At 72.2% G+C, this 22,257-nt stretch carries 20 protein-coding genes and 1 pseudogene; 14 read left to right on the top strand and 7 right to left on the bottom strand.

Annotated features, from left to right (window positions below; translation table 11 throughout):
* Positions 1 to 478 precede the first annotated feature (478 nt).
* Both ACZ4TV_RS14120 and ACZ4TV_RS14115 read left to right on the top strand, forming a co-directional pair.
* Complete coding sequence (locus tag ACZ4TV_RS14120; RefSeq protein ID WP_468134233.1) at positions 479 to 745, top strand: hypothetical protein; 267 nt, start codon at positions 479 to 481, stop codon at positions 743 to 745.
* A 220-nt stretch (positions 746 to 965) separates the two neighbouring features.
* Positions 966 to 1,970 (top strand): SMP-30/gluconolactonase/LRE family protein, encoded by a 1,005-nt coding sequence (locus tag ACZ4TV_RS14115; protein WP_468134475.1) that lies wholly within the window; start codon positions 966 to 968, stop codon positions 1,968 to 1,970.
* Positions 1,971 to 1,992: 22 nt separating this feature from the next.
* Here ACZ4TV_RS14115 and ACZ4TV_RS14110 read toward each other — a convergent pair whose 3' ends face one another.
* The gene (locus tag ACZ4TV_RS14110; protein ID WP_468134231.1) at positions 1,993 to 3,510 is read right to left on the bottom strand and encodes a UDP-N-acetylmuramoyl-L-alanyl-D-glutamate--2,6-diaminopimelate ligase; all 1,518 of its coding nucleotides are present in this window, start codon (positions 3,508 to 3,510) and stop codon (positions 1,993 to 1,995) included.
* A 196-nt stretch (positions 3,511 to 3,706) separates the two neighbouring features.
* Complete coding sequence (locus ACZ4TV_RS14105) at positions 3,707 to 3,844, bottom strand: hypothetical protein (RefSeq protein ID WP_468134229.1); 138 nt, start codon at positions 3,842 to 3,844, stop codon at positions 3,707 to 3,709.
* 105 nt (positions 3,845 to 3,949) lie between these two features.
* Here ACZ4TV_RS14105 and ACZ4TV_RS14100 point away from each other — a divergent pair, with 105 nt between their 5' ends.
* The 4 genes from ACZ4TV_RS14100 (at position 3,950) to ACZ4TV_RS14085 (ending at position 8,377) form a co-directional block, all read left to right on the top strand.
* The gene (locus ACZ4TV_RS14100) at positions 3,950 to 4,888 is read left to right on the top strand and encodes an aldo/keto reductase (protein WP_468134227.1); all 939 of its coding nucleotides are present in this window, start codon (positions 3,950 to 3,952) and stop codon (positions 4,886 to 4,888) included.
* A gap of 156 nt (positions 4,889 to 5,044) precedes the next feature.
* On the top strand, positions 5,045 to 6,553 hold the full coding sequence (locus ACZ4TV_RS14095) for an alpha/beta hydrolase (RefSeq protein ID WP_468134225.1): 1,509 nt from the start codon (positions 5,045 to 5,047) through the stop codon (positions 6,551 to 6,553).
* 147 nt (positions 6,554 to 6,700) lie between these two features.
* Complete coding sequence (locus ACZ4TV_RS14090) at positions 6,701 to 7,510, top strand: MBL fold metallo-hydrolase (protein ID WP_468134223.1); 810 nt, start codon at positions 6,701 to 6,703, stop codon at positions 7,508 to 7,510.
* A gap of 144 nt (positions 7,511 to 7,654) precedes the next feature.
* Positions 7,655 to 8,377, top strand: coding sequence for a helix-turn-helix domain-containing protein (locus ACZ4TV_RS14085; RefSeq protein WP_468134221.1), 723 nt, complete (start codon positions 7,655 to 7,657; stop codon positions 8,375 to 8,377).
* 78 nt (positions 8,378 to 8,455) lie between these two features.
* Here ACZ4TV_RS14085 and ACZ4TV_RS14080 read toward each other — a convergent pair whose 3' ends face one another.
* Positions 8,456 to 9,904 (bottom strand): nucleobase:cation symporter-2 family protein, encoded by a 1,449-nt coding sequence (locus ACZ4TV_RS14080; RefSeq protein WP_468134219.1) that lies wholly within the window; start codon positions 9,902 to 9,904, stop codon positions 8,456 to 8,458.
* Between the two features lie 579 nt (positions 9,905 to 10,483).
* On the opposite strand from ACZ4TV_RS14080, the gene ACZ4TV_RS14075 reads away from it, so the two are divergent.
* Complete coding sequence (locus tag ACZ4TV_RS14075; RefSeq protein WP_468134217.1) at positions 10,484 to 10,657, top strand: hypothetical protein; 174 nt, start codon at positions 10,484 to 10,486, stop codon at positions 10,655 to 10,657.
* Positions 10,658 to 10,734: 77 nt separating this feature from the next.
* On the opposite strand, the gene ACZ4TV_RS14070 is transcribed toward ACZ4TV_RS14075, so the two are convergent.
* On the bottom strand, positions 10,735 to 12,027 hold the full coding sequence (locus tag ACZ4TV_RS14070) for an MFS transporter (protein WP_468134215.1): 1,293 nt from the start codon (positions 12,025 to 12,027) through the stop codon (positions 10,735 to 10,737).
* A 158-nt stretch (positions 12,028 to 12,185) separates the two neighbouring features.
* Here ACZ4TV_RS14070 and ACZ4TV_RS14065 point away from each other — a divergent pair, with 158 nt between their 5' ends.
* The 3 genes from ACZ4TV_RS14065 (at position 12,186) to ACZ4TV_RS14055 (ending at position 16,275) form a co-directional block, all read left to right on the top strand.
* On the top strand, positions 12,186 to 13,235 hold the full coding sequence (locus ACZ4TV_RS14065) for an AI-2E family transporter (RefSeq protein WP_468134213.1): 1,050 nt from the start codon (positions 12,186 to 12,188) through the stop codon (positions 13,233 to 13,235).
* Between the two features lie 78 nt (positions 13,236 to 13,313).
* A complete protein-coding gene (locus ACZ4TV_RS14060; protein ID WP_468134211.1) occupies positions 13,314 to 15,332 on the top strand; it encodes a prolyl oligopeptidase family serine peptidase in 2,019 nt (672 codons plus the stop codon).
* A gap of 151 nt (positions 15,333 to 15,483) precedes the next feature.
* Entirely contained in the window at positions 15,484 to 16,275 is a 792-nt protein-coding gene (locus ACZ4TV_RS14055; RefSeq protein ID WP_468134209.1) for a class I SAM-dependent methyltransferase, read from the top strand.
* A gap of 13 nt (positions 16,276 to 16,288) precedes the next feature.
* On the opposite strand, the gene ACZ4TV_RS14050 is transcribed toward ACZ4TV_RS14055, so the two are convergent.
* A complete protein-coding gene (locus tag ACZ4TV_RS14050) occupies positions 16,289 to 16,825 on the bottom strand; it encodes a DUF4188 domain-containing protein (RefSeq protein ID WP_468134207.1) in 537 nt (178 codons plus the stop codon).
* 67 nt (positions 16,826 to 16,892) lie between these two features.
* Here ACZ4TV_RS14050 and ACZ4TV_RS14045 point away from each other — a divergent pair, with 67 nt between their 5' ends.
* Positions 16,893 to 17,546: a MerR family transcriptional regulator gene (locus tag ACZ4TV_RS14045; protein WP_468134205.1), complete on the top strand. Its 654-nt coding sequence runs from the start codon at positions 16,893 to 16,895 to the stop codon at positions 17,544 to 17,546.
* Positions 17,547 to 17,591: 45 nt separating this feature from the next.
* Here the strand turns inward: ACZ4TV_RS14045 and ACZ4TV_RS14040 are convergent.
* Both ACZ4TV_RS14040 and ACZ4TV_RS14035 read right to left on the bottom strand, forming a co-directional pair.
* Positions 17,592 to 18,604 (bottom strand): annotated as a pseudogene (locus tag ACZ4TV_RS14040) (NAD-dependent epimerase/dehydratase family protein).
* 113 nt (positions 18,605 to 18,717) lie between these two features.
* Entirely contained in the window at positions 18,718 to 19,341 is a 624-nt protein-coding gene (locus ACZ4TV_RS14035) for a TetR/AcrR family transcriptional regulator (RefSeq protein ID WP_468134473.1), read from the bottom strand.
* 165 nt (positions 19,342 to 19,506) lie between these two features.
* Between ACZ4TV_RS14035 and ACZ4TV_RS14030 the strand changes: the two genes are divergently transcribed.
* The 3 genes from ACZ4TV_RS14030 to ACZ4TV_RS14020 all read left to right on the top strand — a co-directional run bounded on the left by ACZ4TV_RS14030 (position 19,507) and on the right by ACZ4TV_RS14020 (position 22,248).
* On the top strand, positions 19,507 to 19,890 hold the full coding sequence (locus ACZ4TV_RS14030) for a VOC family protein (RefSeq protein ID WP_468134203.1): 384 nt from the start codon (positions 19,507 to 19,509) through the stop codon (positions 19,888 to 19,890).
* 119 nt (positions 19,891 to 20,009) lie between these two features.
* A complete protein-coding gene (locus tag ACZ4TV_RS14025; protein WP_468134201.1) occupies positions 20,010 to 21,458 on the top strand; it encodes a L,D-transpeptidase in 1,449 nt (482 codons plus the stop codon).
* Positions 21,459 to 21,549: 91 nt separating this feature from the next.
* Complete coding sequence (locus tag ACZ4TV_RS14020) at positions 21,550 to 22,248, top strand: HAD family hydrolase (RefSeq protein WP_468134199.1); 699 nt, start codon at positions 21,550 to 21,552, stop codon at positions 22,246 to 22,248.
* The last annotated feature ends 9 nt before the right edge of the window (positions 22,249 to 22,257 follow it).

Genomic DNA, 22,257 nt, shown 5'->3' with positions numbered 1-22,257 from the left:
GACGCCCTGGCGTCGCTTTCCGAGGACCAGCGGGAACGGCTGCTTCGCAAAGAGGCGGCGCTGATCGAGTACCTCAACAGGCATGCCGGAAACGAGCAGGCAACGCCGTTCAGCAAGTGATCGGAGTGGCTGCTACTTCTTCTGGGCCAGTCAGTAGGACCCGGTGCCGGTCTTGATGATGGCGCCGTTGAAGGTGAGGCGATCGACAGATGCCTACGCAGGCCGGGGGTCGTCTCGTCGGCGGCTTCGACCAGCTCGCACCCGGTGGGCCGGATCAGAGGTCACCGTGCGACGGGCTCGCACCACACACCAACGCGTGAACCGATGCTGGGTGACCAGCCTCACCCTCGGCACTGGAGCAACGCTCCGGCCAGCTGACCGGACCGGGGCTGCTAGGCACGAATTAAGAAACGACACAATGACGATTCGTGCCGGTTTCGGCGGTCCCGTCCGATAAGGACCCTTATCCTGCACCATCATGACCATCACCGAGCAGACCGCCCGTGAGGCCGTGCGCCGCGTCCTGGGAGACAGCGCCCACGCCGACGTGATCACCCTCCCCGGCGGGAACCTGTCCATCAGCGTGCACAGGGGCGACCACACGGCCACGATCGACGGCGACGACAGCAGTGGATGGGGCTGGACCGTCGACCCTGGAACCGACGACGGGTTCACCGGGCACGAGGACGTCGCGGAGACCCTCGACGACGCCCTGATCGGCGTACGCGAAAGAATCGGCGCCTGAAGCCACGACGGCCGACGTGGACGCCGGCCAGAGTGTGCGGAGGTTGCCCCGACCCGCGGCTCCGAGTGCCCGCCGCACCGCACCTTTCGGCCAGGCGGGCGATCTGGGCCCGCCCGCGATGCGACAACCCGATAATGACCTTGCGTCATGTTCTTCTGGATCCTCATCACGCCCCGGCAACGCCCTCCGCCCGGTCGAGAAGGAGAATCCCGTGCCCCGTCTGGCCCGCTTGCCGCGCCTCGCAGGTACCGGTGCGGCAGCCGTCGCCCTGGCCCTGCTGGCGTCCGCAGCCACCGCCACCGCCACCGCCGCTCCCCGCGCCGCGGTCGAGCCGGCACCGTCACTCTCGCTGTCGCACCCGCGGATCATCGCCCACTTCGACCTCGCCGCGGGCCAGACGCCGGAGAACATCGCCCTGGAGCCCGACGGTTCGGCCAACCTGACCTTCGCCCTCGCCCGGCAGGTCGCCCGAGTCGATAAACGCGGGGACACCCGGATCCTCGCGACCCTGCCGGCCGCCGAGAATCCGGCCACGCCCCTCGTCGGCGTCGCCGTCACCACGGGGATCGTCCGCACGCGGGACGGTTCGCTCTACGTCAACTACCTCACCGGCACCAGCGATCTGACCGGCGTCTGGCGGATCGCCCCCGACGGCTCGGCCGAGCGCTTCGCCGAACTGCCGCCCACCAGCTTCGCCAACGGCCTCGCGCTCGACGAGGAGCGCGGCGTGCTCTACGCCGCCGACTCCGCCCTGGGCACGGTGTGGCGCGTCTCGCTCGACGACGGCTCGGTGACGTCCTGGGCCACCGGCAGCGCACTCGAACCGAGCGGCTTCGCCGGCGCCAACGGCATCAAGGTCCACCACGACGCGGTGTGGGTGTCCAACCTGGACCGCGGCACCCTGCTGCGGATCCCGGTCAACCGGGACGGATCCGCCGGAGCGATCGAGACCCGGGCGTCCGGCCTGCCGGGCATCGACGACTTCGCCTTCACCGGCCACGGGGACACCGTCCTCGCCGCCCTGCACACGAGCAGCGAGGTCGCCCTCGTACGCCCCGACGGAACCCACACCATCGTGCTGGGGCCGCAGGACGGACTGTCCAACCCCACCTGCGTGGCGGTGCGCCGCCACAAGGTGTACGTGCCCAGCGCGGCCTACACGACGATGCGCGACCCCAACCTCCTGCTCGCCCGCCTCACCCACACCGCCCAACAGCACCCCTGAGGCCTGCGCACAGATCCGAGGTCTACGCGCAGATCGCGGGCGCGGGCTCCACGGGGGCCTGGACCGCGGCGAGTTCGCGCGCCGTGGACATGTCGCTGAAGGGGATCAGCGCCTCGCCGACGATCTGGTAGGGCTCACTGCCCTTCCCGGCGATCAGGACGATGTCCTCGGGACCCGCGGCCGACAGGGCGAACTCGATCGCCCGGCGGCGGTCGGCGAACCGTTCGAAGGGGGTGCCGGTCGCCGCGAGGCCGGGCGCGACCTGGTCCAGGATGCCCTCGGGGTCTTCGTTGCGGGGATTGTCCGAGGTGAGGACGCAGAGGTCGGAGTGGGTCCCGGCGATCCTCCCCATGTCGGCCCGCTTCGTGGTGTCGCGGTCACCGCCGCAGCCGAAGACGGTGACGATCCGGCCGCGCGCGAAGCCGCGGATGGTGGTCAGGACCTTGTCCAGGGAGTCCGGGGAGTGGGCGTAGTCCACGATCACGGAGGTGCCGAGCGGGGTCCGGAAGCGTTCGAACCGGCCCGGTACGGGAGGCATCCGGTCGAGCGCGGCGACCAGGGCGTCCAGGTCGTGGCCCAGGACGTGACAGGCGGCCACGGTGGCCAGCGCGTTGGCCACCGAGAACCTGCCGGGGACGGGGATCGACGCGGGATACGCGCGCCCGCCGTGGTGGAGGGTGAAGCGCGTGCCGGAGGCGCTCACCACGAGGTCGGTGGCCCGGTAGTCCGCGGGGGCGTCGAGTGCGTACGTGGTCACCGCCCCCGGCATCATCGCCCGGATCCCGGCGCCCACGGCGTCGTCCGCGTTGACCACCGCGTGCCGGCACAGGCCCTGGAACAGCCGGAGCTTGGCGTCCCGGTAGTTCGCCATCGTCCCGTGGTCGTCCAGGTGGTCCTGCGTCAGGTTGGTGAAGACGCCGACATCGATGAAGGTGCGGTCCACCCGGTGCGTCAGCAGGGCCATCGAGGTGGCCTCCAGCACCACGCTGCCGGCGCCGCGGTCGCGCATGCACCCCAGCAGGTACTGCAGGTCCGGCGACTCGGGCGTGGTCAGCACCGAGCGCGGCATCGGGATCAGCTCGTCGCCGATCCGGCTGCCGGCGGTCCCGATGACCCCCACCTTCGCGCCCTCGGAGATCCGCAGGGCGGACTCGACCATGTACGACACCGACGTCTTGCCGTTGGTGCCGGTGATCGCCACCATGTCCATCTGCCGCCCGGGTTCGCCGAAGTAGCGCGAGGTCACGATCGCGGCCGCCGTCCGCGTGTCGGGCACCCGCACGGCGCACGCCCCCGGCGGCCACACCGAGGCCGGAAGCGCCGGTTCCCTGCCGTCGACGAGCACCGCGGCCGCTCCGCGGGCGAGCGCGGGCGAGACGGCGTCCGGTCCGCCCTCCCGGTGGCCGGGCACGGCGATGAACAGCGAGCCGGGCGTGACCCGTTCAGCGTCGAACGTCGCTCCCGCGGTGATCGTGGTCGTCTCCGGGTCACCCCGGAGTACGTGGTGCTCCTGCCCGGCCAGCAAGTCGCTCAGCTTCACAATGATCCCTTCGAGGTGGCTCGGCCCGGGCGTGCGGCCGTAGCCAGGCGGCAGCGCCGGCGGCGTGCCGGGAAACTGCGGTGGTGATGTGGAGCGGGGCGGGGAAGCGTCCGACCGGAGCCGGACGGGGGGCTCAGCCCGGTGAGGTGGGACCGACCACCGCACGGGGCGGCGGCGCGTCAGGAAGAGGGAAGCGCTAGCCGTGGCCGTGCAAGGCGGTACGGCGGGTCTCGGGCGCCTCGACGTCAGCCGGGATGGCGGGGTCGACGACGGCCGGGCGCGGACCGGAGGCAGCCCGCCGCAGGCACTGCCTCGTGGAACCCATGCGACCCATGGCCCGAGTGTACGGCCGATCGGGCGAGGCGAAGCCCACATCGGCCACCGTCAGGACACCCCCTAGGGTGGGGGTCGAGCGTGGTGACGAGTGGGGAGTGCGGGTATGGACGGCGACCGGGTGCTGTACGGGTGCATGGGGCTGGGCGGGAGCTGGGAGCCCGGTCCGTACGGGCCCGGCGACATAGACACCGCCGAGGCGGCCATCGAGGCCGCCCTCGACAGCGGGATCACCACCTTCGACCACGCGGACATCTACCGGCACGGCAAGGCCGAGGCCGTCTTCGGCGAGGTGCTCGCACGGACGCCGGGGCTGCGCGAGCGCATCACCCTCCAGACCAAGTGCGGGATCCGGCTCGGCGACGAGGACCGGCCGGGCATGTACGACCTGCGCGGGGAGAGCATCACGCGGCGGGTCGAGGAGAGTCTGACCCGGCTGCGGACCGACGTGATCGACGTCCTCCTGCTGCACCGCCCCGACCCCCTGGCGGACGTGGACTCGATCGCGTCGGCGCTGACGTCGCTGCACCGGCAGGGTCTCGTACGGAGCTTCGGGGTCTCCAACATGGGCGCCGCGCAGATAGCCCACCTCCAGGCCCGTCTCGACGTACCGCTGGTGGCGAACCAGCTGGAGATGAGCCTGCACAGCCGCGACTGGGTCGAGGCCGGAGTGCTGCTCAACACGCCCGGATCCGCGAACAACGGGTTCCCCTTCGGAACACTGGAGCACTGCCGCGACCACGGCATCCGCCTCCAGGCCTGGGGCGCGCTGGCGCAGGGCCGTTTCACCGGTCGCCAGCAGACCCCGGCCGAGCGGGCCACCGCGGAACTGCTGGCCGAGCTGGCCCGGCGCAAGGGCACGACGCCCGAGTCGGTCCTGCTGTGGTGGCTGATCCGGCACCCGGCCGCCATCGCGCCGGTCATCGGCAGCGCCCGCCCCGACCGGATCCGCGCCTGCCGCGACGCGGCCGCGGGGGAGCCCGACCTCACGCACGAGGAGTGGTACGAGCTCTGGATCACCGCCCGCGGGGTCCCGCTGCCCTGATCCGCCGCCCGGCAGTCGTGGGACGGCCGCCGTGCGGTCCCCCGAACACCGTGTGCGGGTCCGCGAACGCCGCGCGCGGGCCCGGGGGTTAACCCCACCGGGCACCGACCGGCCCGCTGGATGGGAGGCCGGGGCGCGATCAACAAGGCTTGTCGCATGACGACTTACCCCAAGAAGGCGCTCCTCCTCACCCTCGCCGCGGCCACCGTGGCCACGGGCCTGACCGCGACCGCCGCACCCGCCGTCGCCCGGCCCGCCGCGGCCGGCCCGCGACTCGACTGGCGCCCCTGCCCCAAGCCGGAGGGACCCGCCGCCCAGGAGTGCGCCGAGCTGGCCGTTCCGCTCGACTACGACGACCCGCACGGCCGGCAGATCAGCGTCGCCGTCTCCCGCATCCGCAGCGACCGCCCCGAGGCCCGGCGCGGCACGCTCATCGTGATCCCCGGAGGCCCCGGCGGATCCGGCGTGCAGCGCCTGACGCAGAAGGGCGACGCCCTCCAGCGGGAGCTGGCCGGCGCGTACGACCTCGTCGCCTTCGATCCGCGCGGAGTCGGCGCCAGCACCACCGCGAGCTGCGACCTCGCGCCCGAGGACCGGTACCTGACCAACCTGCGCTCCTGGCCGGGCCCGGACGGCGAGATCACCGAGAACATCGCCCGTTCCCAGCGCATAGCGGAGGCCTGCGCCCGTCACGGCGGCCCCGAGCTGCGCAGCTTCACCACCGCCAACCAGGTCCGCGACATGGACCGCTTCCGCGAGGCGCTCGGCGAGCGCAGACTCTCCGCCTGGGGCATCTCCTACGGGACGTACGTGGGGGCCGTGTACGCGCAGGAATACCCCGAGCACACCGACCGCTGGGTCCTCGACAGCAGCGGCGACCCCGACCCGAAGCGCGTCGCCCGCGGCTGGCTGGCGAACATGGGGCAGGGCGTGGAGGAACGCTTCCCGGACTTCGCGGCCTGGGCGGCCCATCCCGACCGGGACCAGGACGGACTGCGCCTGGCCGGGCGGCCCGAGGAGGTACGGCCGCTCGTCGTCTCGCTCGCGGCCCTGCTGGACCGCGCGCCGAAGGAATCGACGACCCCGGGGGCCCCCCTCACCGGCAACCAGCTGCGCCAGGCCCTCCAGAACGCCCTCTACAGCGACTCCGCCTTCGCCTCCCTCGCCCGGCTCGTCCAGGCGGCCCAGGACCCGGCGCGGACCCCCGCACTCCCGCCGGAGCTCGCGCAGCCCCTCCGGAACGAGGACGCCGCGCTCGTGGTCGGCGTCATCTGCAACGACGTGGCGTGGCCGCGCACGCCCATGGCCTCGTACCAGCGGGCTGTCGACGCGGACCGCGTCCGGCACCCGCTCACGGCCGGCATGCCGGCGAACGTGCTGCCCTGCTCCTTCTGGAAGACCGCACCCGACCGGAAGCCGACCCGGATCACCGACGACGGACCGTCCAACATCCTCATGATCCAGAGCCGCCGGGATCCGGCGACCCCGCTGTTCGGGGCCTTGAAGATGCGCGCGGCCCTGGGGGAGCGCGCCCGCATGGTCACCGTCGAGCAGGGCGGCCACGGGCTCTACCTCGGCAACGGCAACGCGTGCGGCAACCGTACGGTCACCGAGTTCCTCACCACCGGCAGGCGCCCGGCGCGGGACTCGGACTGCGCGAACTGAGCGCGCCGCCCGAACCGAGCGCGCCGCGCGCAGAGCGCGCCGCCCGAACCGAGCGCCCGGCGCGGCTACCGCCTCCCGCGCGCGTGCGCAACCCGACGGCGCCACGATGGAGGGAGGAACGTCCCTCACAGGACCGTGGAGATCACCATGAGCACGCACAAGGTGGGACCCGACACCACCGTTCTCGCGGATTGCCTGGAGGTACCGGGCATCGGCTTCGTCCCGGTCAACGCCTTCGTCCTGCACGCCCAGGAGCCGGTGGTCGTCGACACCGGGCTCGGACTGCCGGACCGGGACTTCCTCGGCGTCCTCGGTTCGGTGGTCGACCCCGCCGACGTGCGGTGGATCTGGCTCACCCACCCCGACCGCGACCACACGGGCGGCCTCTTCGCGCTGCTCGACGCCGCTCCCGCGGCGCGTCTGGTCACCACGTTCCTGGGCGCCGGGATCATGTCCACCGAGCGGCCGTTGCCCCTGGACCGGGTGTACTTTCTCAATCCCGGTCAGAGCCTGGACGTGGGCGACCGTACGCTGCACGCCTTCCGGCCGCCGTTGTTCGACAACCCGGCCACCGTCGGCTTCTACGACGACCGTTCGCGGACCTGCTTCAGTTCCGACTGCTTCGGCGGCCCCATGCCCACCGCGGACATCGCCACGGGCGCCGATGTCGCGGAGGTGCCGGCCGGGGATCTGAGAGCCGCCCAGCGGCTCTGGGCGAGCGTGGACAGCCCCTGGGTGCAGGTGGTGGATCCGGACAGGTTCCTGGCCACCGTGGATCCGCTGCGGTCGATGGACCCGCAGACCATCCTGTCCACGCACCTGCCGCCGGCGGTGGGCCGGACCGCGCAGTTCATCGACACCATCGCCGCCGTGCCGGGCCTCGATCCGTTCGTGGGGCCGGACCAGGCCGCCCTGGAGCAGATGCTCGCGAGCTTCGAGCCTGGAGGGCCCGCATAGCCTTTGAATCGCAGGGGAACGGACGGTTACACCCCGCTGAACATCTGTTGAACATCTGTTACTGTGCCCGCGCTTGGTGTTCATCCATCAATCCGTCCCCCCTCGAACGCCGCGCGTCCGAGGGTGCTGCGAGGTGTCTCGTACGTGCACAGCACTCCGTTCTCCCCCTCCGAGGCCAGGGCCGCGCGCGCCCGCATGGGCCTGACCACGACCCAGGTGGCCCACTCCATGGCGGCCTGCGGTACCCCCGTCCACCCCCAGTCGGTGCTGGCCTGGGAGCAGGGCTCCCAGGTGCCCTCCGACCGTCAACTCTTCGCCTTGGCCGACGTCTTGTGGTGCGACGCGACGACGCTGATGGGCATCGTGCCGCGGACGCTCGCCGAGCACCGGCTGGCCCGCCAGCTGACCGTGGAGCGGCTGGCGTACCGGATAGGCATGGACCCGTCCGAGTACCGTGCGGCCGAAGCGGCGCAGCAGTGGCACGGGGACGCCTGGCAGACCAGGGCGCTCGTGGAGGCCCTGGGACTGTCCTTGCGCAAGCTCATCGGAATCATGGGCCGCGTGGACGAGCTGGCGGAGCACCTGCGGGCGGCCGTCGCCGGGCGGTGGAAGACGTACGTGGACCCGGTGGCGGAGATCGTGGTGGTGGACGCGACCAGCGTGGGTGACGCGCTGCGCACGATGCACGCGGAGTTCGCGCGGTTCTCGGAGCGGTACATGGGACACCTGGTCGCCCGCAACGACGACTCCCGCCTCAAGGAGATCGCCGCGGAGCGCGCGGCCTACCTGCGCCGACTCGTCGACCACTTCTGGGAGTTGATCGGTGAGGAGGGCGAGGCGTCGCCGTTCACCGTGGGAGGCCCCTGACGGGGGCGACGCCGGCGCGGGCCGGGAAGGGCGACGTAGCCCTTCCCGGCCTCCCGGCTGCCCGGTCCGTGGACCGCTTCAGTGGGCGGGCGCCCCGTAACGCGGTTCGGTGGAGCCGCCCTCCTCGATGTCGTCCCAGTCGATCTCCATCGTGGTGCGGCTCGTGAAGACGTTGAAGAGCAGGTTCAGCGCGATGGCCGTGAGGGCGCCCAGGGTGATCCCGCTGTCGAGCACCGCCCGCAGGTCGGCCGGCATCCGGTCGAAGAACGGGCCGACCGTGGTGGGCAGCATGGCGGCGCCGAGACTGACCGCCAGGATCAGGGTGTTGCGCTCCTCGCGCAGATCGGCCTTCCCCAGGATCTGGACGCCGACCGCGGCGACGATGCCGAACATGGAGATCGCCGCCCCGCCCAGTACCGGGTGCGGGATCGAGGCGACGAGGCTGCCCGCCTTCGGCAGCAGCCCCAGGACGACCATGAACACGCCGGCCGCGACGACCACGTACCGGCTCATGACCTTGGACATGCGCACGAGCCCGATGTTCTCGGCGAACGCCACGTACGGGAACGAGTTGAGGACGCCGCCGAGCACCGTGGCCGCGCCGTCGGCGCGCAGGGCCCGGGCGACCGTGTCGGCGTCGACCTTCTTGCGGGTGATCTCGCCGATCGCGTAGACGTCCCCGGTGGTCTCCACCATGGTGATCAGGATGACGACGAGCATGGCGACGATCGGAAGCAGCTCGAACCGCGGCATGCCGTAGTGGAACGGCGTCGTGATCCCGAACCAGTCCGTCTCCCGGACGGTGCTGAAGTCGACGTCCCCGAACAGCCAGGCGACCGCCGTGCCGACGACGAGTCCGAGCAGGACGGCGAGGCTGCTGAGGAACGGCTTGCCGATCCGGACCATGGTCAGGATGAAGAGCAGGGTGCCCAGCGCGTAGGCGAGGTTCTTCGGGTCCCCGTAGGCGGGAGTGCCGATGAGGTGGGCGCCGCCGGCGGCGTCCTGCAGGGCCACCGGGATCAGCGTGATGCCGATGATCGTGAGGATCGTGCCGATGACGACCGGCGGGAAGTACTTGACCAGCTTGCTGAAGAGCGGCGCGAACAGGAACGTCGCGATGCCCGCGGTGATCACCGCCCCGTAGACGACGAGCAGGCCGGCGGTACCGCCGCCCGCTCCCATGCCTATGGCGATCATGGGCGAGACCGCGGTGAAGGTGACGCCTTGGACCAGGGGCAGCCTGGCGCCGACCTTCCAGACGCCGAGGGCCTGGATGATCGAGGCCACGCCGCAGGTCAGGAGGTCCGCGTTGATGAGGTGGACGAGCTCCTGGCGGGAGAGGCCCAGCGCGTTCCCGAGCAGGACCGGAACGATCACCGCCGCCGCGTAGAACGCGAGGACGTGCTGGAAGCCGTACAGGGCGAGCTTGGGTATCGGAAGCAGCTCGTCGACCGGATGCTGTGTCCGGGGTCGGGAGGAGCGTCGGGAGGACTGCGGGTACGACGGTCCGGAGGACTGTCGGGGCATTCTTGCCATCTCTGCCTTGCCTTCGCGAGGTAGGTGAATGAGAAGGCCGCCGCCCTCCAGCCCCGGGTGGCAGGGCGGGGGCAGGCCGGCTCGTACCGAGCCGACGTCGGGCGGTGTTGCCGACACCACGTCGCTCTGGACTACGTGATCATGTCCCGGATTGGCGGGAACTCCTTCGATCGACGCATCGGATCCGTGTTTGTTCTTGGGATCCGAAGGAATCTCGACCGGAGGGCGCTCACCATAGCCAAAGGCGGTGTTTCCTCGCGAGTAACCTCCATGGAGCGGCCCGTCACCGCCCGGGCGCCGCGTACCCCCTACGGCGTCGCCCGCTTTCCCGCGGTGACGGACGAGCCGGACCGCGTACCCCCGCGACGACGCCGAAGTCCGGTCCGCCGCAAGGGAACTCGTCGGCGCGGCCGCCGCCCGAGGACGCCACCCCGACCCCGTCCCACCGCTCTTCCCCCTCCTCCAGAGCCGGAAAAAACCAGCTGTACTTGTGGGTACTGCGGCCGAATGGCGCCGGATTTGATAGTTCTGGACTGGTCCGGTGTGAGAAAGCTGCGGGAAGGACCCGGCATGTTCGACCTACTACGCCCGGAGACCGTCGTGTGTCCCTTCTGCAAGGCGACCGCCGCCGACGGTGCGGTGCGGACCCTGCGGACCGGAGCGGGGTCACTGTCGGTGACCTGGCACGCCCTCAACTGCCCGCACTACGCCGCCGACCGGATCCTCGCCGAGCGGGAGACCTGAGCGGCAGGCAGGCAGGCAGGCAGGCAGGCAGTCAGTCAGTCAGTCAGGCAGCCAGGCAGCCGGCCGGACGTGGGCCCTCAGGCCGCCGCACCGCTCGGCTCCGCCCCCCGGGCCGCCCGGCGGCGCAGCGCGTCCTCGTCGGTGTCCGGGTCGTAGGAGACCAGCTTCGGCAGCAGCGCGGCCAGCACCGCCACCGATGCCACACAGGCCAGACCGCCGCTCCAGAACGCCGGCCGGGTACCGGTCCATCCCGCCATCGTGCCCGCCCGGACCTGACCCAGCTGCGGGCCCACGCTGTACGAGAGCACCTCGATGCCCGCCAGCCGGCCCCGCAGTTCCTCGGGGATCGTCTGGTTCCAGATGGTGGCGCGGCCCAGCCCGCTCAGCATGTCGCCCGCGCCCGCCACCGCGAGGCACAACAGCACGAGCCAGATGCCGGGGAACGCGCCGGCGGCCGCGATGGCCAGGCCCCAGACCGCGGCTCCCGACACCACCAGCAGCCCGTGCCGGCGTACCCGCGAGGTCCAGCCGCTGGTCATCCCCAGAACCAGTGAGCCCACCGCGCCCGCCGCGTACATCAGACCCAGCGCCCACACCGCGTCGAGCTCGTCCGCGAGGAAGGGGAAGACGGCGTTCGGGAACGCGAAGAGCATCGCCGCCATGTCGACGGCGTACGTTCCCAGCAGCACGGGCCGGCTCCACGCGTACCGGGCCCCCTCAGCGATCCCGCGCAGCGACGGCCGCTCGGCGTCCTTCGCCGGCGGAGCCGGCCTGAGCCCCAGGCACAGCAGCACGGAGACGAGGAAGCCCGCGACGGTGACGGAGTAGGCCGAGGCGTAACCCGCGTACGCGACGACCAGCCCGGCCAGAGCCGGACCCGCGATCGCGCCCGCCTGGTAGCGGAGCCCGTTCAGCGCGGCGGCCGCCGTCAGCTGGTCGTGCGGCACGATCCGCGCCATCAGCGAGTCCAGGGCCGGCCGCTGGAGCCCGGCCAGCGCCGACACGGCGGCCGCGACCACGTACAGCGGCCACAGCAGCGGATCCGGCAGCAGCGAGTTCACCAGGAGGACCAGGGCGAGCACCCCGAGCCCGGCCTCGGTCAGCAGGATCATCCGCCGCCGGTCGACCGCGTCGGCGAGGGCGCCACCGTACAACCCGAAGACCACCAGCGGAACCAGCTCCACCGCGCCCATCGCGCCGACCGCCAGCGGAGAGTCCGTCAGATGCTTGATCTGCAGAGGCAGCGCGACCATCGCCATGAAGGAGCCGAAGTACGTCACCGTGCCCTGGTAGAAGAGCAGCCGGAAATCGCGGCTGGACCGAAAGGGGGCGAGGTCGGGCAGGACGGCGGCCCGTCGGGAGGTGCTCACGAGAGGCCATCGTCAGCGGCCGTCCGCGCCTCGGCAACGCATTTTCCCCGCAACGGCGCCGGGCACCGGCCCGTCCGATCGCCCCCGTACGCGCCCCGGACGGGCGAATCCGGAGCGCGGCGCGTGGCATCGCGGGGCCGCCGTGGCAGTCATGGCTCATGCCGCCGGTGTCACCGTTCCTGCGTACGGCCGCGTCGTACGCCTGGCGCCTGCTGGTCGTCGGCGCCGCCGTCTACGCCGTCTTCGCCGTGCTGGGCCGGTTCCACGAGATCGCCGTGGCGCTCTTCCTCGGCCTCGTCGTCTCCGCGCTGCTGTGGTCACCCACCCGGCACCTCGCGCGCGCCCTGCCCCGGACGCTCGCCGTCGCCGTCTGCCTCGTCGGCAGCGCGCTGCTCCTGATGGGTGTGCTGACGCTCGTCGGCGAGGCGGTGGCGGGGGAGAGCACCACCCTGGCCCGGGAGTTCCGCCGGGGGCTCGCCAGCATCGAGGAGTGGCTGGAGCGGCCGCCCTTCCGGCTGAACCCGGGGGCGCTCTCCGACGTCCAGGACCGGATCGGCGAGTATCTGTCGAGCCACCGCTCCACGGTGCTCAGCAGGGCGGTCAGCGGCGCCGGGCGCCTGGTGCACGTCCTCACCGTCCTCGCCCTCGCCGTCTTCTGCTCGGTCTTCTTCCTGCACGGCGGCGACCGGCAGTGGTCGTGGTTCTGCGCACAGCTGCCCGCGACCGCGCGCGGGCGCGTGGCGATCGCCGGGCGCGCGGCCTGGCGCACGTTCACCGGGTACACCCACGGGATCGTCCTGGTCGCGGCGACGAACGCCGTCCTCGTGGGCGTCGCGCTGTACTTCCTCGGCATCCCGCTGGCCGTGCCGCTGGCGCTGCTGGAGTTCTTCGCGGCCTTCGTGCCCCTCATCGGATCGCCGGTCGCGCTGGCGGTCGCCGCGGTGGTCGCGCTGGCCGCGAAGGGGCCGCTCGTCGCGGGCCTGGTGATCGCGCTGATCGTGGTCATCGGGCAGATCGAGGGCCATCTGCTGCATCCGCTGGTGATGAGCCGGGCGGTTCTCCTGCACCCGCTGGTGGTGGCGATCTCGGTGGTCGCGGGGGCCATCGCCGCCGGGGTGGTCGGCGCGGTGGTCGCGGTGCCGCTGGTCTCGGTGGTCTGGTCGGTGCACAAGGCCCTGCGCGAGCACCGGTCGGCGGCCGAGGGCTGACCGGCACGACGTCCTCCGGAGCCGCTGCGCCGGGCCGTACGCCGCACGCCCGCCGGCCGCGTCCTGCACAATCGCCTGATGAGCGATGAAGACCCCTACCTCTGGCTGGAAGACGTGTCCGGCGAGGCCGCCCTCGCCTGGGTCCGCGAGCGCAACGCCGAGACCGTGGACGCGCTGACCGGTGCCCCCGCGTTCAAGGTGCTCGAACAGGAGATGCGCGAGGTGCTGGACGACGACGGACGGATCCCGTACGTCGCACGCCGAGGCGGGCACCTCTACAACTTCTGGCAGGACGCCGACCACGTGCGCGGGCTGTGGCGGCGCACCACGCTCGAGGAGTACCGCACGGACCGGCCCGGCTGGGAGGTCCTCCTGGACCTCGACGCCCTGGCCGAGGCCGAGGGGGAGAACTGGGCGTGGGCGGGCAGCACCGTCCTGGCCCCCGAGCACCGCCACGCCCTGGTCATGCTGTCGCGGGACGGCGCGGATGCCTGCGTCGTGCGCGAGTTCGACCTCGAAACCCTGGAGTTCGTCGAGGGCGGATTCGAGGTCGCGGAGGCCAAGACCCGGATCGGATGGATCGACCACGACCGGGTCTGGATCGGGACGGACTTCGGTGCCGGCTCGATGTCCGCGTCCGGCTACCCGCTCCAGGTACGCCGCTGGCGGCGCGGCACACCGCTCGGGGAAGCGGAGCTGGTCTACGAGGGCCGGCCGTCGGACCTGTCCGCCTCGGGATGGCACGACGACACCCCCGGTTTCGAACGGGACTTCGTCCACCGGCAGATCGACTTCTGGAAGCAGGAGCTGTTCCTCCTCCAGGAGGACGCCGGCCCGCCGCTGAAGATCGATGTACCGGACGACGCGAGCGCCTGCGTCCACCGGCAGTGGCTGACCGTCACCACCAAGTCGCCGTGGCTCGGCCACCCCGCGGGCAGCCTGCTCGCCTTCGACTTCGACGCCTTCCGGGCGGGGGAGCGGGCGGCCGAAGTGCTGTTCGCCCCGGACGAGCACACCGCGCTCGCCGGATACAGCTGGACCCGCCACCACCTCATCCTCAGCACCCGCGCCGACGTGTCCTCCCGGATGGAGCTCCTCACCCCGGGCCCGGGCGGCTGGCGCCGCGCACCGCTGCCGGGCGTGCCGCCGCTGTCCACCGCCTCGGTCACCTGCACCGATCCGGACGTGAGCGACGAATACTTCCACGACGTCTCCGGCTTCCTCCAGCCCTCCACCCTCTACCGGGGCACGGTCGGCGGCGACAGCGAGAGCGTCAAGCGGAGTCCCGCGTTCTTCGACACCGCCGGTCTCGCCGTGCGCCAGTACTTCGCGACCTCCCGGGACGGCACGAGGGTGCCGTACTTCGTCGTCGGACCCGAGGACCGGCCCGGCCCCGGACCCACCCTGCTCTACGGGTACGGCGGCTTCGAGATCTCCATGGTCCCGCAGTACAGCGCGGTCACCGGACGCGCCTGGCTCGCGCGCGGCGGCACCTACGTCGTCGCGGGCATCCGGGGCGGCCACGAGTACGGGCCGGGATGGCACAAGGCGGCCCTCGGCGCGAACCGCGTCCGGGCCTACGAGGACTTCGCCGCCGTCGCCCGCGACCTCACCGCCCGGGACATCACCACCCCCGCCCAACTGGGCATCGAGGGCGGCAGCAACGGCGGCCTCCTCATGGGCGCGATGCTCACCCGCGATCCGGAACTGTTCGGCGCCGTCGTCGCCCACGTGCCGCTGCTGGACATGCTCCGCTTCCACAAGCTGCTGGCCGGCGCCAGCTGGATCGCCGAGTACGGGGATCCAGACAGCCCGGACGACCGGCCCCACCTCGAGCGGATCTCCCCGTACCACCAGGTCCGGGCGGACGGATCCGCGTACCCGCCGCTGCTCCTGCTCACCTCGACCCGCGACGACCGCGTCCACCCCGGCCATGCCCGCAAGATGGCCGCCCGACTTCGCGAGTTCGGGCATCCCGTCCTCTTCCACGAGCACCTCGGCGGCGGTCACGCGGGCGCGACCGACCACCGCCAGACCGCCTTCAACGAGGCCCTGGTCCACACCTTCCTGTGGGAGCGCCTGACCCCGGCCAGGTGAGCCGCGGGTGTCCGGCGCCGGCCCGGCCCGTTCACGACAGGTCTCCCCGGGGGGGAGACCTCCGTACGGGGGACTTGGAGTGGCAGTCGCCGCCGAGCGCCGGCTTGTGTTCCACCATCGGCGGATGCAACCCCGGCCAGGGAGGATCCCCATGAGCACCCCGTTCGCGTCCGCCGCCCCGTACTACGCCCGCTACCGGCCGCCGTACCCGGCGGAGCTCTACGAGCTGCTCGCGGACCGGTTCGCGCTCGACGGCTCCCAGACCGTACTGGACCTCGGCGCGGGACCGGGCACCATCACCCTGCCCCTGGCTCCGCTGGCCGAGCACGTCTACGCCGTCGACCCGGAGCCCGCCATGCTCGCCGAGGGATGCCGGCTCGCCGAGGAGCGCGGCCTCACGAACATCTCCTGGCTGGACGGCGACGCCGCCGGCATCACCCGCCTGTGCCTGCCCCGGATCGACCTGTGCGTGATCGGCAAGGCCTTCCACCGGATGGACCGCGCCCGGGTGCCGGCCGACCTGGACACCTTGCTCGCGCCCCGGGGCGGGATCGCCCTCGTCACCTCCCCGGCCGGCCACGGCGACCCGCGTCCGTCCTGGCTGGGCGTCATCGAGGAGGTGTGCGCGCGCTTCCTCGGGCCCGGCTACCGGGCGGCGTACGGACCGGCGACGCCTGCGGCGGACGACCTGGACGACCAGCTCGCGAAGTCGCCGTTCTCCCGCGTCGACACCACCGACTGGGCGCAGCGCGTCCGTTACACCGTCGACCAGCTGGTCGGTCTCCAGTTCTCCTTCGCCTCTTCCAGTCCGGCCCTCTTCGGCGACCGCAAGGACGCCTTCGAGGCCGAGCTGCGGCAGGCCCTGCTGGACCACGACCCGGGTGGTACGTACGTCCGGACCGTCCCCGTCAGGGCCACCATCGCCACGAGGCCCCGGCCGTGACCGGAGGCCCGGCTCACTGGGAGGGACCGGCCGCGGCAGAGCGGTGGGCGAACCGGTCGGCCGCGCGCCGGCCGCGGCTTTCCACGGGGAGCACCCCGGTGGCCGCGGCCAGTCCGAAGGGCGGCATGTCGAAGTAGATGGACTCGTACGACCCCTCGGGCACGATGTAGGACTCGTGCCACAGACCCACGTGGCCGCGCAGCTTGGAGGCGCGCTCCTTGCGGTTGATGATCGACCACATCGTGTGGTGGAACATGTCCGGGGCCGCGGCGTACGCGTAGAGCTTCTCCTTGGACTCCCAGTACTGCACCACGTAGTAGGTGCGCGGCGAGGCGGTGAGCAGGACGTGGCCGAGCAGTCCCCGGCTCGGGTCACGGGCCAGCTCGCGGAGCATGCGCGGCATGGCGAGGAGCACCGGCAGCCAGTGGTGGACGGCACGGAAGTGGTTGATGCGCATGCCGATCAGCAGGACGACGACGTCCCCCTCGGCAGCTGCGGTGGTACGGCCCGGTAAGGATTTCGCGAACACGCCGGCCTCCAGATCGCTCATTGGATAGCAATGCTGTCCAACGGTCAGTGATGGGATAGTGGCACTCGCCAAGGGAAGGTTCAAGAGATTGCGGCTCGCGGAGTTGAGTGAGCGGAGCGGCGTCGCCATCGCCACGATCAAGTACTACCTGCGCGAAGGGCTGCTGCCGCCCGGCCGCCGCGTCAGCGCGACGACCGCCGACTACGACGACAGTCACCTGCGCAGGCTGCGGCTGGTGCGCGCGATGATCCAGGTCGGCCACGTCCCGGTGGCAACGGTCCGGGAAGTGCTCCAGCACGTCGACGACGATTCGCTGGGCCGCACGATCCGCCTGGGCGCGGCCCTGTGGGCCCTGCCCCAGGAGGCCGGGACCGACGCCGGTCGGGGCGAGGAGGACGGGGCCGTGGCCGCCGCGCGCGGCGAGGTGGACCGGCTGCTCGAAATGCTGGGCTGGTCGACCGCCCGGGAGCTGGGTGAACTGTCCCCCGTGCACCGCTCGCTCGTGGTGGCGGTGGCCACGCTCATCCGGCTCGGCTATCCGTGGGACGCCGAGCTGATGGCCCCGTACGCCCAGCTGATGCACCAGGCGGCCATGCGGGACCTGGACTTCGTGGAGACCTATCCCTCCGAGGCGGAGAAGGTCGAGACCGCCGTCGCGGCGGCCATCCTCTTCCAGCCGGTGCTCAAGGCGCTGCACCGGCTGGCCCAGGAGGAGGAGTCCGCCCGGCGGTACGGATTGTGATGAGCCACTGGGCGGGCAGGGGGCGGCGGCAGGGTCCGCCCCCGGTCAGCTGCTCTCCTCGGTGCTCCCGTCGGCTGCGAGCGCGGTGAGCAGTTCGCGTTCGCGGGCGCCGCTCAGGCCGGCTCGGCGGGAGCGGTCCAGCCCCTCGGCGCGTTCCCACCGCAGGACGGCCTCGAGCATGTCCACGCGGGGGCGATGGCGCAGCCCGGCCGCCCGCGCCGCGGCTCCGCTGCGGGCGCAGAAGCCCGCCCACCGAGGATCCTGCATCCACATGGCCATCGACTCGGCGCCCATGAACTGCCCGACCCCCTGATCGAGGAGCCACTGCGGGTCCGCCCGCGCCACCCGTCCCGTGTGACCGCCGACGCGCCGCGACAGGTCCACCCACTCCTCGAAGGGCACGACGGGCCCGACGGCGTCGAAGGTCCCCGCGGCCCGCTCCTGCGCGAGGTCCAGCAGCCAGCCCGCGAGGTCGCGCACGTCGACCGCCTGCGTCGGCAGGCCGGGAGAGCGAGGTACCAGCATGGGCTGGTCCACCGCGCGGGCGGATCGAGCCACCCAGTACCCCGAACGCCCGCTGCGGTCGCCCGGTCCTCCGATCAGGCCGGCCCGGGCGACGACGAGGCGCTCACCGACCGCCGCGCGCGAAGCCGCTTCGCAGGCGACCTTGGCCTCTCCGTACGCGTCGCGATCCACGTACGGCCCGTCGGCCGGCACAGCAGCGCCGCCGATTCGTCGGCGCCGACCGCGCTGTGGTCGGCGTAGGCGCTGATGGACGAGACGTAGGTCCAGTGCCGGGCCCGTCCCGCCAGCGCCGAGAGGGCGCCGCGGACGAAGGCCGGCTGCCATGACACCTCCACCACGGCGTCCCAGTCGCGGTCGAGGAGAGCGGCGTAGGCGGAGTCCTGCCTCCGGTCCGCCGCCACCAGCCGCGCACCGGGGGCGACGTCGCCGCTCTCGCCGCGGGCCAGGCAGGTCACCTCGTGACCGCGCCCCAGTGCCTGCCGTGCGATCTCACGGCCCAGCCACGCCGTCCCACCCAGTATCAGAAGATCCATCCGGCCACTTCAGCAGATGACAGGCACACTCGCGGCGCCGGTTCGCGCTCGGCGAAGCAAAGCAACGGACCGGCGCCGATCGGAGGCCGGTGGGCAGGAGTCCACCCCCAAGGTCACGCGGCCGCGGGGCAGTCGCCGAGGGAGGCGGCGAGGAGGTCGAAGACGTGCGTCGCCTCGGGGGTCAGGGTGGCGGTGATCCGGTCCTCGGAGTGCCCGGCCAGGGTGAGTTCCTGGATGCGCTGGAACAACAGGCGGTGGGCTGCGGCGAGGAGGGCCGCGGCTGCCCGGGGGGCGATGTCCGGGGCCGTGCCGGGGGTGATGGGCGCGAGGGCCGCGGCGAGGGCCTCTTCCCGCTGGTCGTGGAGCTCGCGCAGACGGGCGGTGAGGGTGGGGCTTTCGGCGATCATGCGGGCGAACTCGGGGCCGGCGAAGCCCGCGACGGGGTCGTGGGCTTCGAGGGCGGTGTGGAATTCCCGCCGCAGCGCGGCGAGCGCCGACTCGCCTTCGGCGCGGGCGGCGACGGCGCGGGCCAGGCTCTGGGTGAACGCCTCGTGGTGGTCGAGGGCCATGTCCTCTTTGCGTGCGAAGTAGTTGGTGACCGTCTTCTTGGCGACGCGGGCCGCGGTGGCGATCTCGGCGATGGTCGTCTGTTCGAAGCCCTGCTCGATGAAGAGCCGGGTGGCGTGGTCGGAGATCAGCTGCCGTGTCTCCTGCTTCTTGGACTCGCGGAGTCCCATCTCGATGCCCATGAGGAAATCTTACACCCGTAGCAAAATTACCCTTGACCGAGCTGCGAGCCGTACATAAAGTTACGTCCGTAGCAAAGTTAGCCCGAATGAAATCAGCCCGAATGAAAGCCGGTCCCGCGTTGGCGCGGGCCCGTGCCGTGCCGAGGAGCCGCCGTGAACGTCACCACCTCCACCCTCTCCCTGACCGTCGCCGACGTGGACGCCTCCCGCGACTTCCTGTGCGGCCACCTCGGTTACCACGTGGCCATGGCCGCCGACGGGTTCGCCTCCCTGACCCGCGAGGACGCGGCCGTGGACATCGTCCTGCTCCGCCTGGGCACCGAGGTCCTCCCGGCCGCCCAGCGCGACCAGCGGGCGACCGGGCTGATCCTCGCGCTCACGGTCGCCGACATCGAAGCCGAGGAGGCGCGGCTGCGCGCCGCAGGCGCACCCATCACCATGCCGCTGCGCGAGGAGCCCTGGGGCGAGCGCCTCTTCCAGCTGACGGACCCCAACGGAGTCGTGATCCAGCTGGTCGAATGGAGCACCCCGGCATGATCGGGCCCGCGCCCGCGCCGGGCGGCTTGTGCTCCGTCCGAGTTCTCTTGGGGTGCCCGTTCGGCCGCAGAACCGAGTTAATGATCATCATTTTGGCTCCCCATCGGTTTGATACGGCTATGCCACGAATGCGACGGACACAACCGGCCAGGGCGTGGGGCGCCGTTGCCGCGGTGACGGGGGCCATGCTGGTCGTCGCCGCAGCACCCGGCCGGGCGCCCGACGCGGACCCCTCGGAGGCGACCTTCGGCGGTCCGTCGCGGGAAGCGGCGGTCACCCTGCTGGTCGGCAGGGTGCTGGACGAGGGCCGCGAAGCCGGCGAGGGGTGTGCGGCGCGCATGTTCCGGGCCGGACTGTGCAGCGGCTGGCGGGAACAGCGGGTACGGGCCACCGCCCGCGGCGTGGGGTCCCTCCTCGAGAAGCCCTCCCTCGGCGCTGCCGCGCGCGCCGCCCGGGCGCAGGAGCTTCCCACGGACGCCGGCGGGCCGCTCGAGATCACCCTCGCGGAACCGGGCCGCCTCACGGACGTGACCGTACGCGACGGGCACGGCCGTCATCTGGCCGGTGAACTGGGCCCGGACAGCGGGCGCTGGCTGAACTCCGAGCCGCTGCGCGCGGGGGAGACCTACACGGTGCAGGTGGGCGCCCAGGACGCGGCCGGGACCCCGGTCGGTGTGACCGTGGCGTTCAGGACGGCGCCGCCCGCGGACGGGGGCAGGCTGACGGTCGAGTTCGGGCCGCGCCCCGGCACGTACGGAGCGGGGGAGATCGTGACGGCCGCCCTCAGCCGGCCGGTGCCCGCCGACGACCTTCCGGCCCGCGCCCGGCTGGAGCGGGCACTGGAGGTGACCTCGGAGCCCCAGGTCGAGGGCGCCTGGCACTGGGTCGACGAATCGACCCTGCACTACCGGCCGCGTACGTACTGGCCCGCCCACACCGTGGTCCGCGTCCGCAGCGGTCTCGACGGGGTCGAGGTCGGGGACCACCACTACGGCGGCCCCTCCGACGAACTGCGGTTCGCCATCGGGGACCGCATCGAGGCCGTGACCGACTCCGCCGCGCACCGGATGACCGTACGCCGCAACGGACGGGTCATCAGGACGATTCCGGTCACCACCGGCAAGGCGGGGTTCAGGACCCGCAGCGGCATCAAGGTCGTACTGCGCAAGGAGCCCAAGGTCCGGATGCGCGGGGACTCCGTCGGCATCAAGCGCGGCACCAAGGAGTTCTACGACCTGCCCGTCCGCTACGCGACGCGCGTGACCTGGAGCGGCGAGTACATCCACGCCGCGCCCTGGTCCGTCGAGGCGCAGGGCGAGGAGAACGTCAGCCACGGCTGTACGGGCATGAGCACCGAGGACGCCGCGTGGTTTTTCCGCACGGTCCGCGAAGGGGACATCGTGGAGGTGGTCAACAGCGGCGGACCGACGATGGAGCCCTTCGACAACGGCTTCGGCGACTGGAACATGGACTGGCGGACCTGGCTGGCGGGCAGCGCCCTGGCCGGCCTCGGCGCGAGCCCGCAGAGTTCACCGGACACCGCGTCCCGGCTGCACCCGACGACCTGACCGGCGACCTGACCGGCGTCCCGGGCCGGGCGGGACCGACGTTCTGCGGGACAGCGGCTCACCGGCAGCCGGCCTGCCCTACGATCACGACATGGTCAAAGGTGTGATGTTCGACTTCTCCGGCACTCTGCTGCGCGTCGAGTCGACCGGGGACTGGCTCACCGCCGCCCTAGCGGCGACCGGCATCCCGCTGGGCGGCGAGGAGTACGGCGAGACCGTGCGGCGGCTGACGGAGTACGGCGCGCTGCCGGGCGGGCCGGCGCCGCAGCACATGCCCGCACACCTCGAAGGCCTCTGGCGCGAGCGGGACATGAGCGCGGATCACCATCGGGCCGCCTACGGGGGGCTGGCCCGCGCGGCCGGTGTGACGGACCCGGAGCTGGCACAGGCGCTCTACGACCGCCACATGAGCCCCGCCGCCTGGCGGCCCTACCCGGACAGCGAACCGACGCTGCGCGAACTGCGCCGGCGCGGGCTGCCGGTGGCCGTGGTGAGCAACATCGGATGGGACCTCCGGCCGGTCTTCCGCGCGCACGGGCTGGACGAGCTGGTCGACGCCTACGTGCTCTCCTTCGAGCTGGGCACGCAGAAGCCCGACCCGGTGATCTTCCGGGCGGCCTGCGACCGGCTGGGCCTGGCACCCGCCGATGTGCTGATGGTCGGCGACGACCGCACCGCGGACGGCGGTGCGCAGGCGCTCGGCTGCCCGGTGCACTTCGTCGACCACCTGCCGGCCGACCAGCGCCCCGGCGCACTGACGCCGCTCCTGGGGCTGCTCGGCTCCTCCTAGGTTTGTCTT

Source organism: Streptomyces sp. NPDC028910 (assembly GCF_055564955.1).
This window is presented reverse-complemented; position numbering and strand designations above follow the sequence as displayed.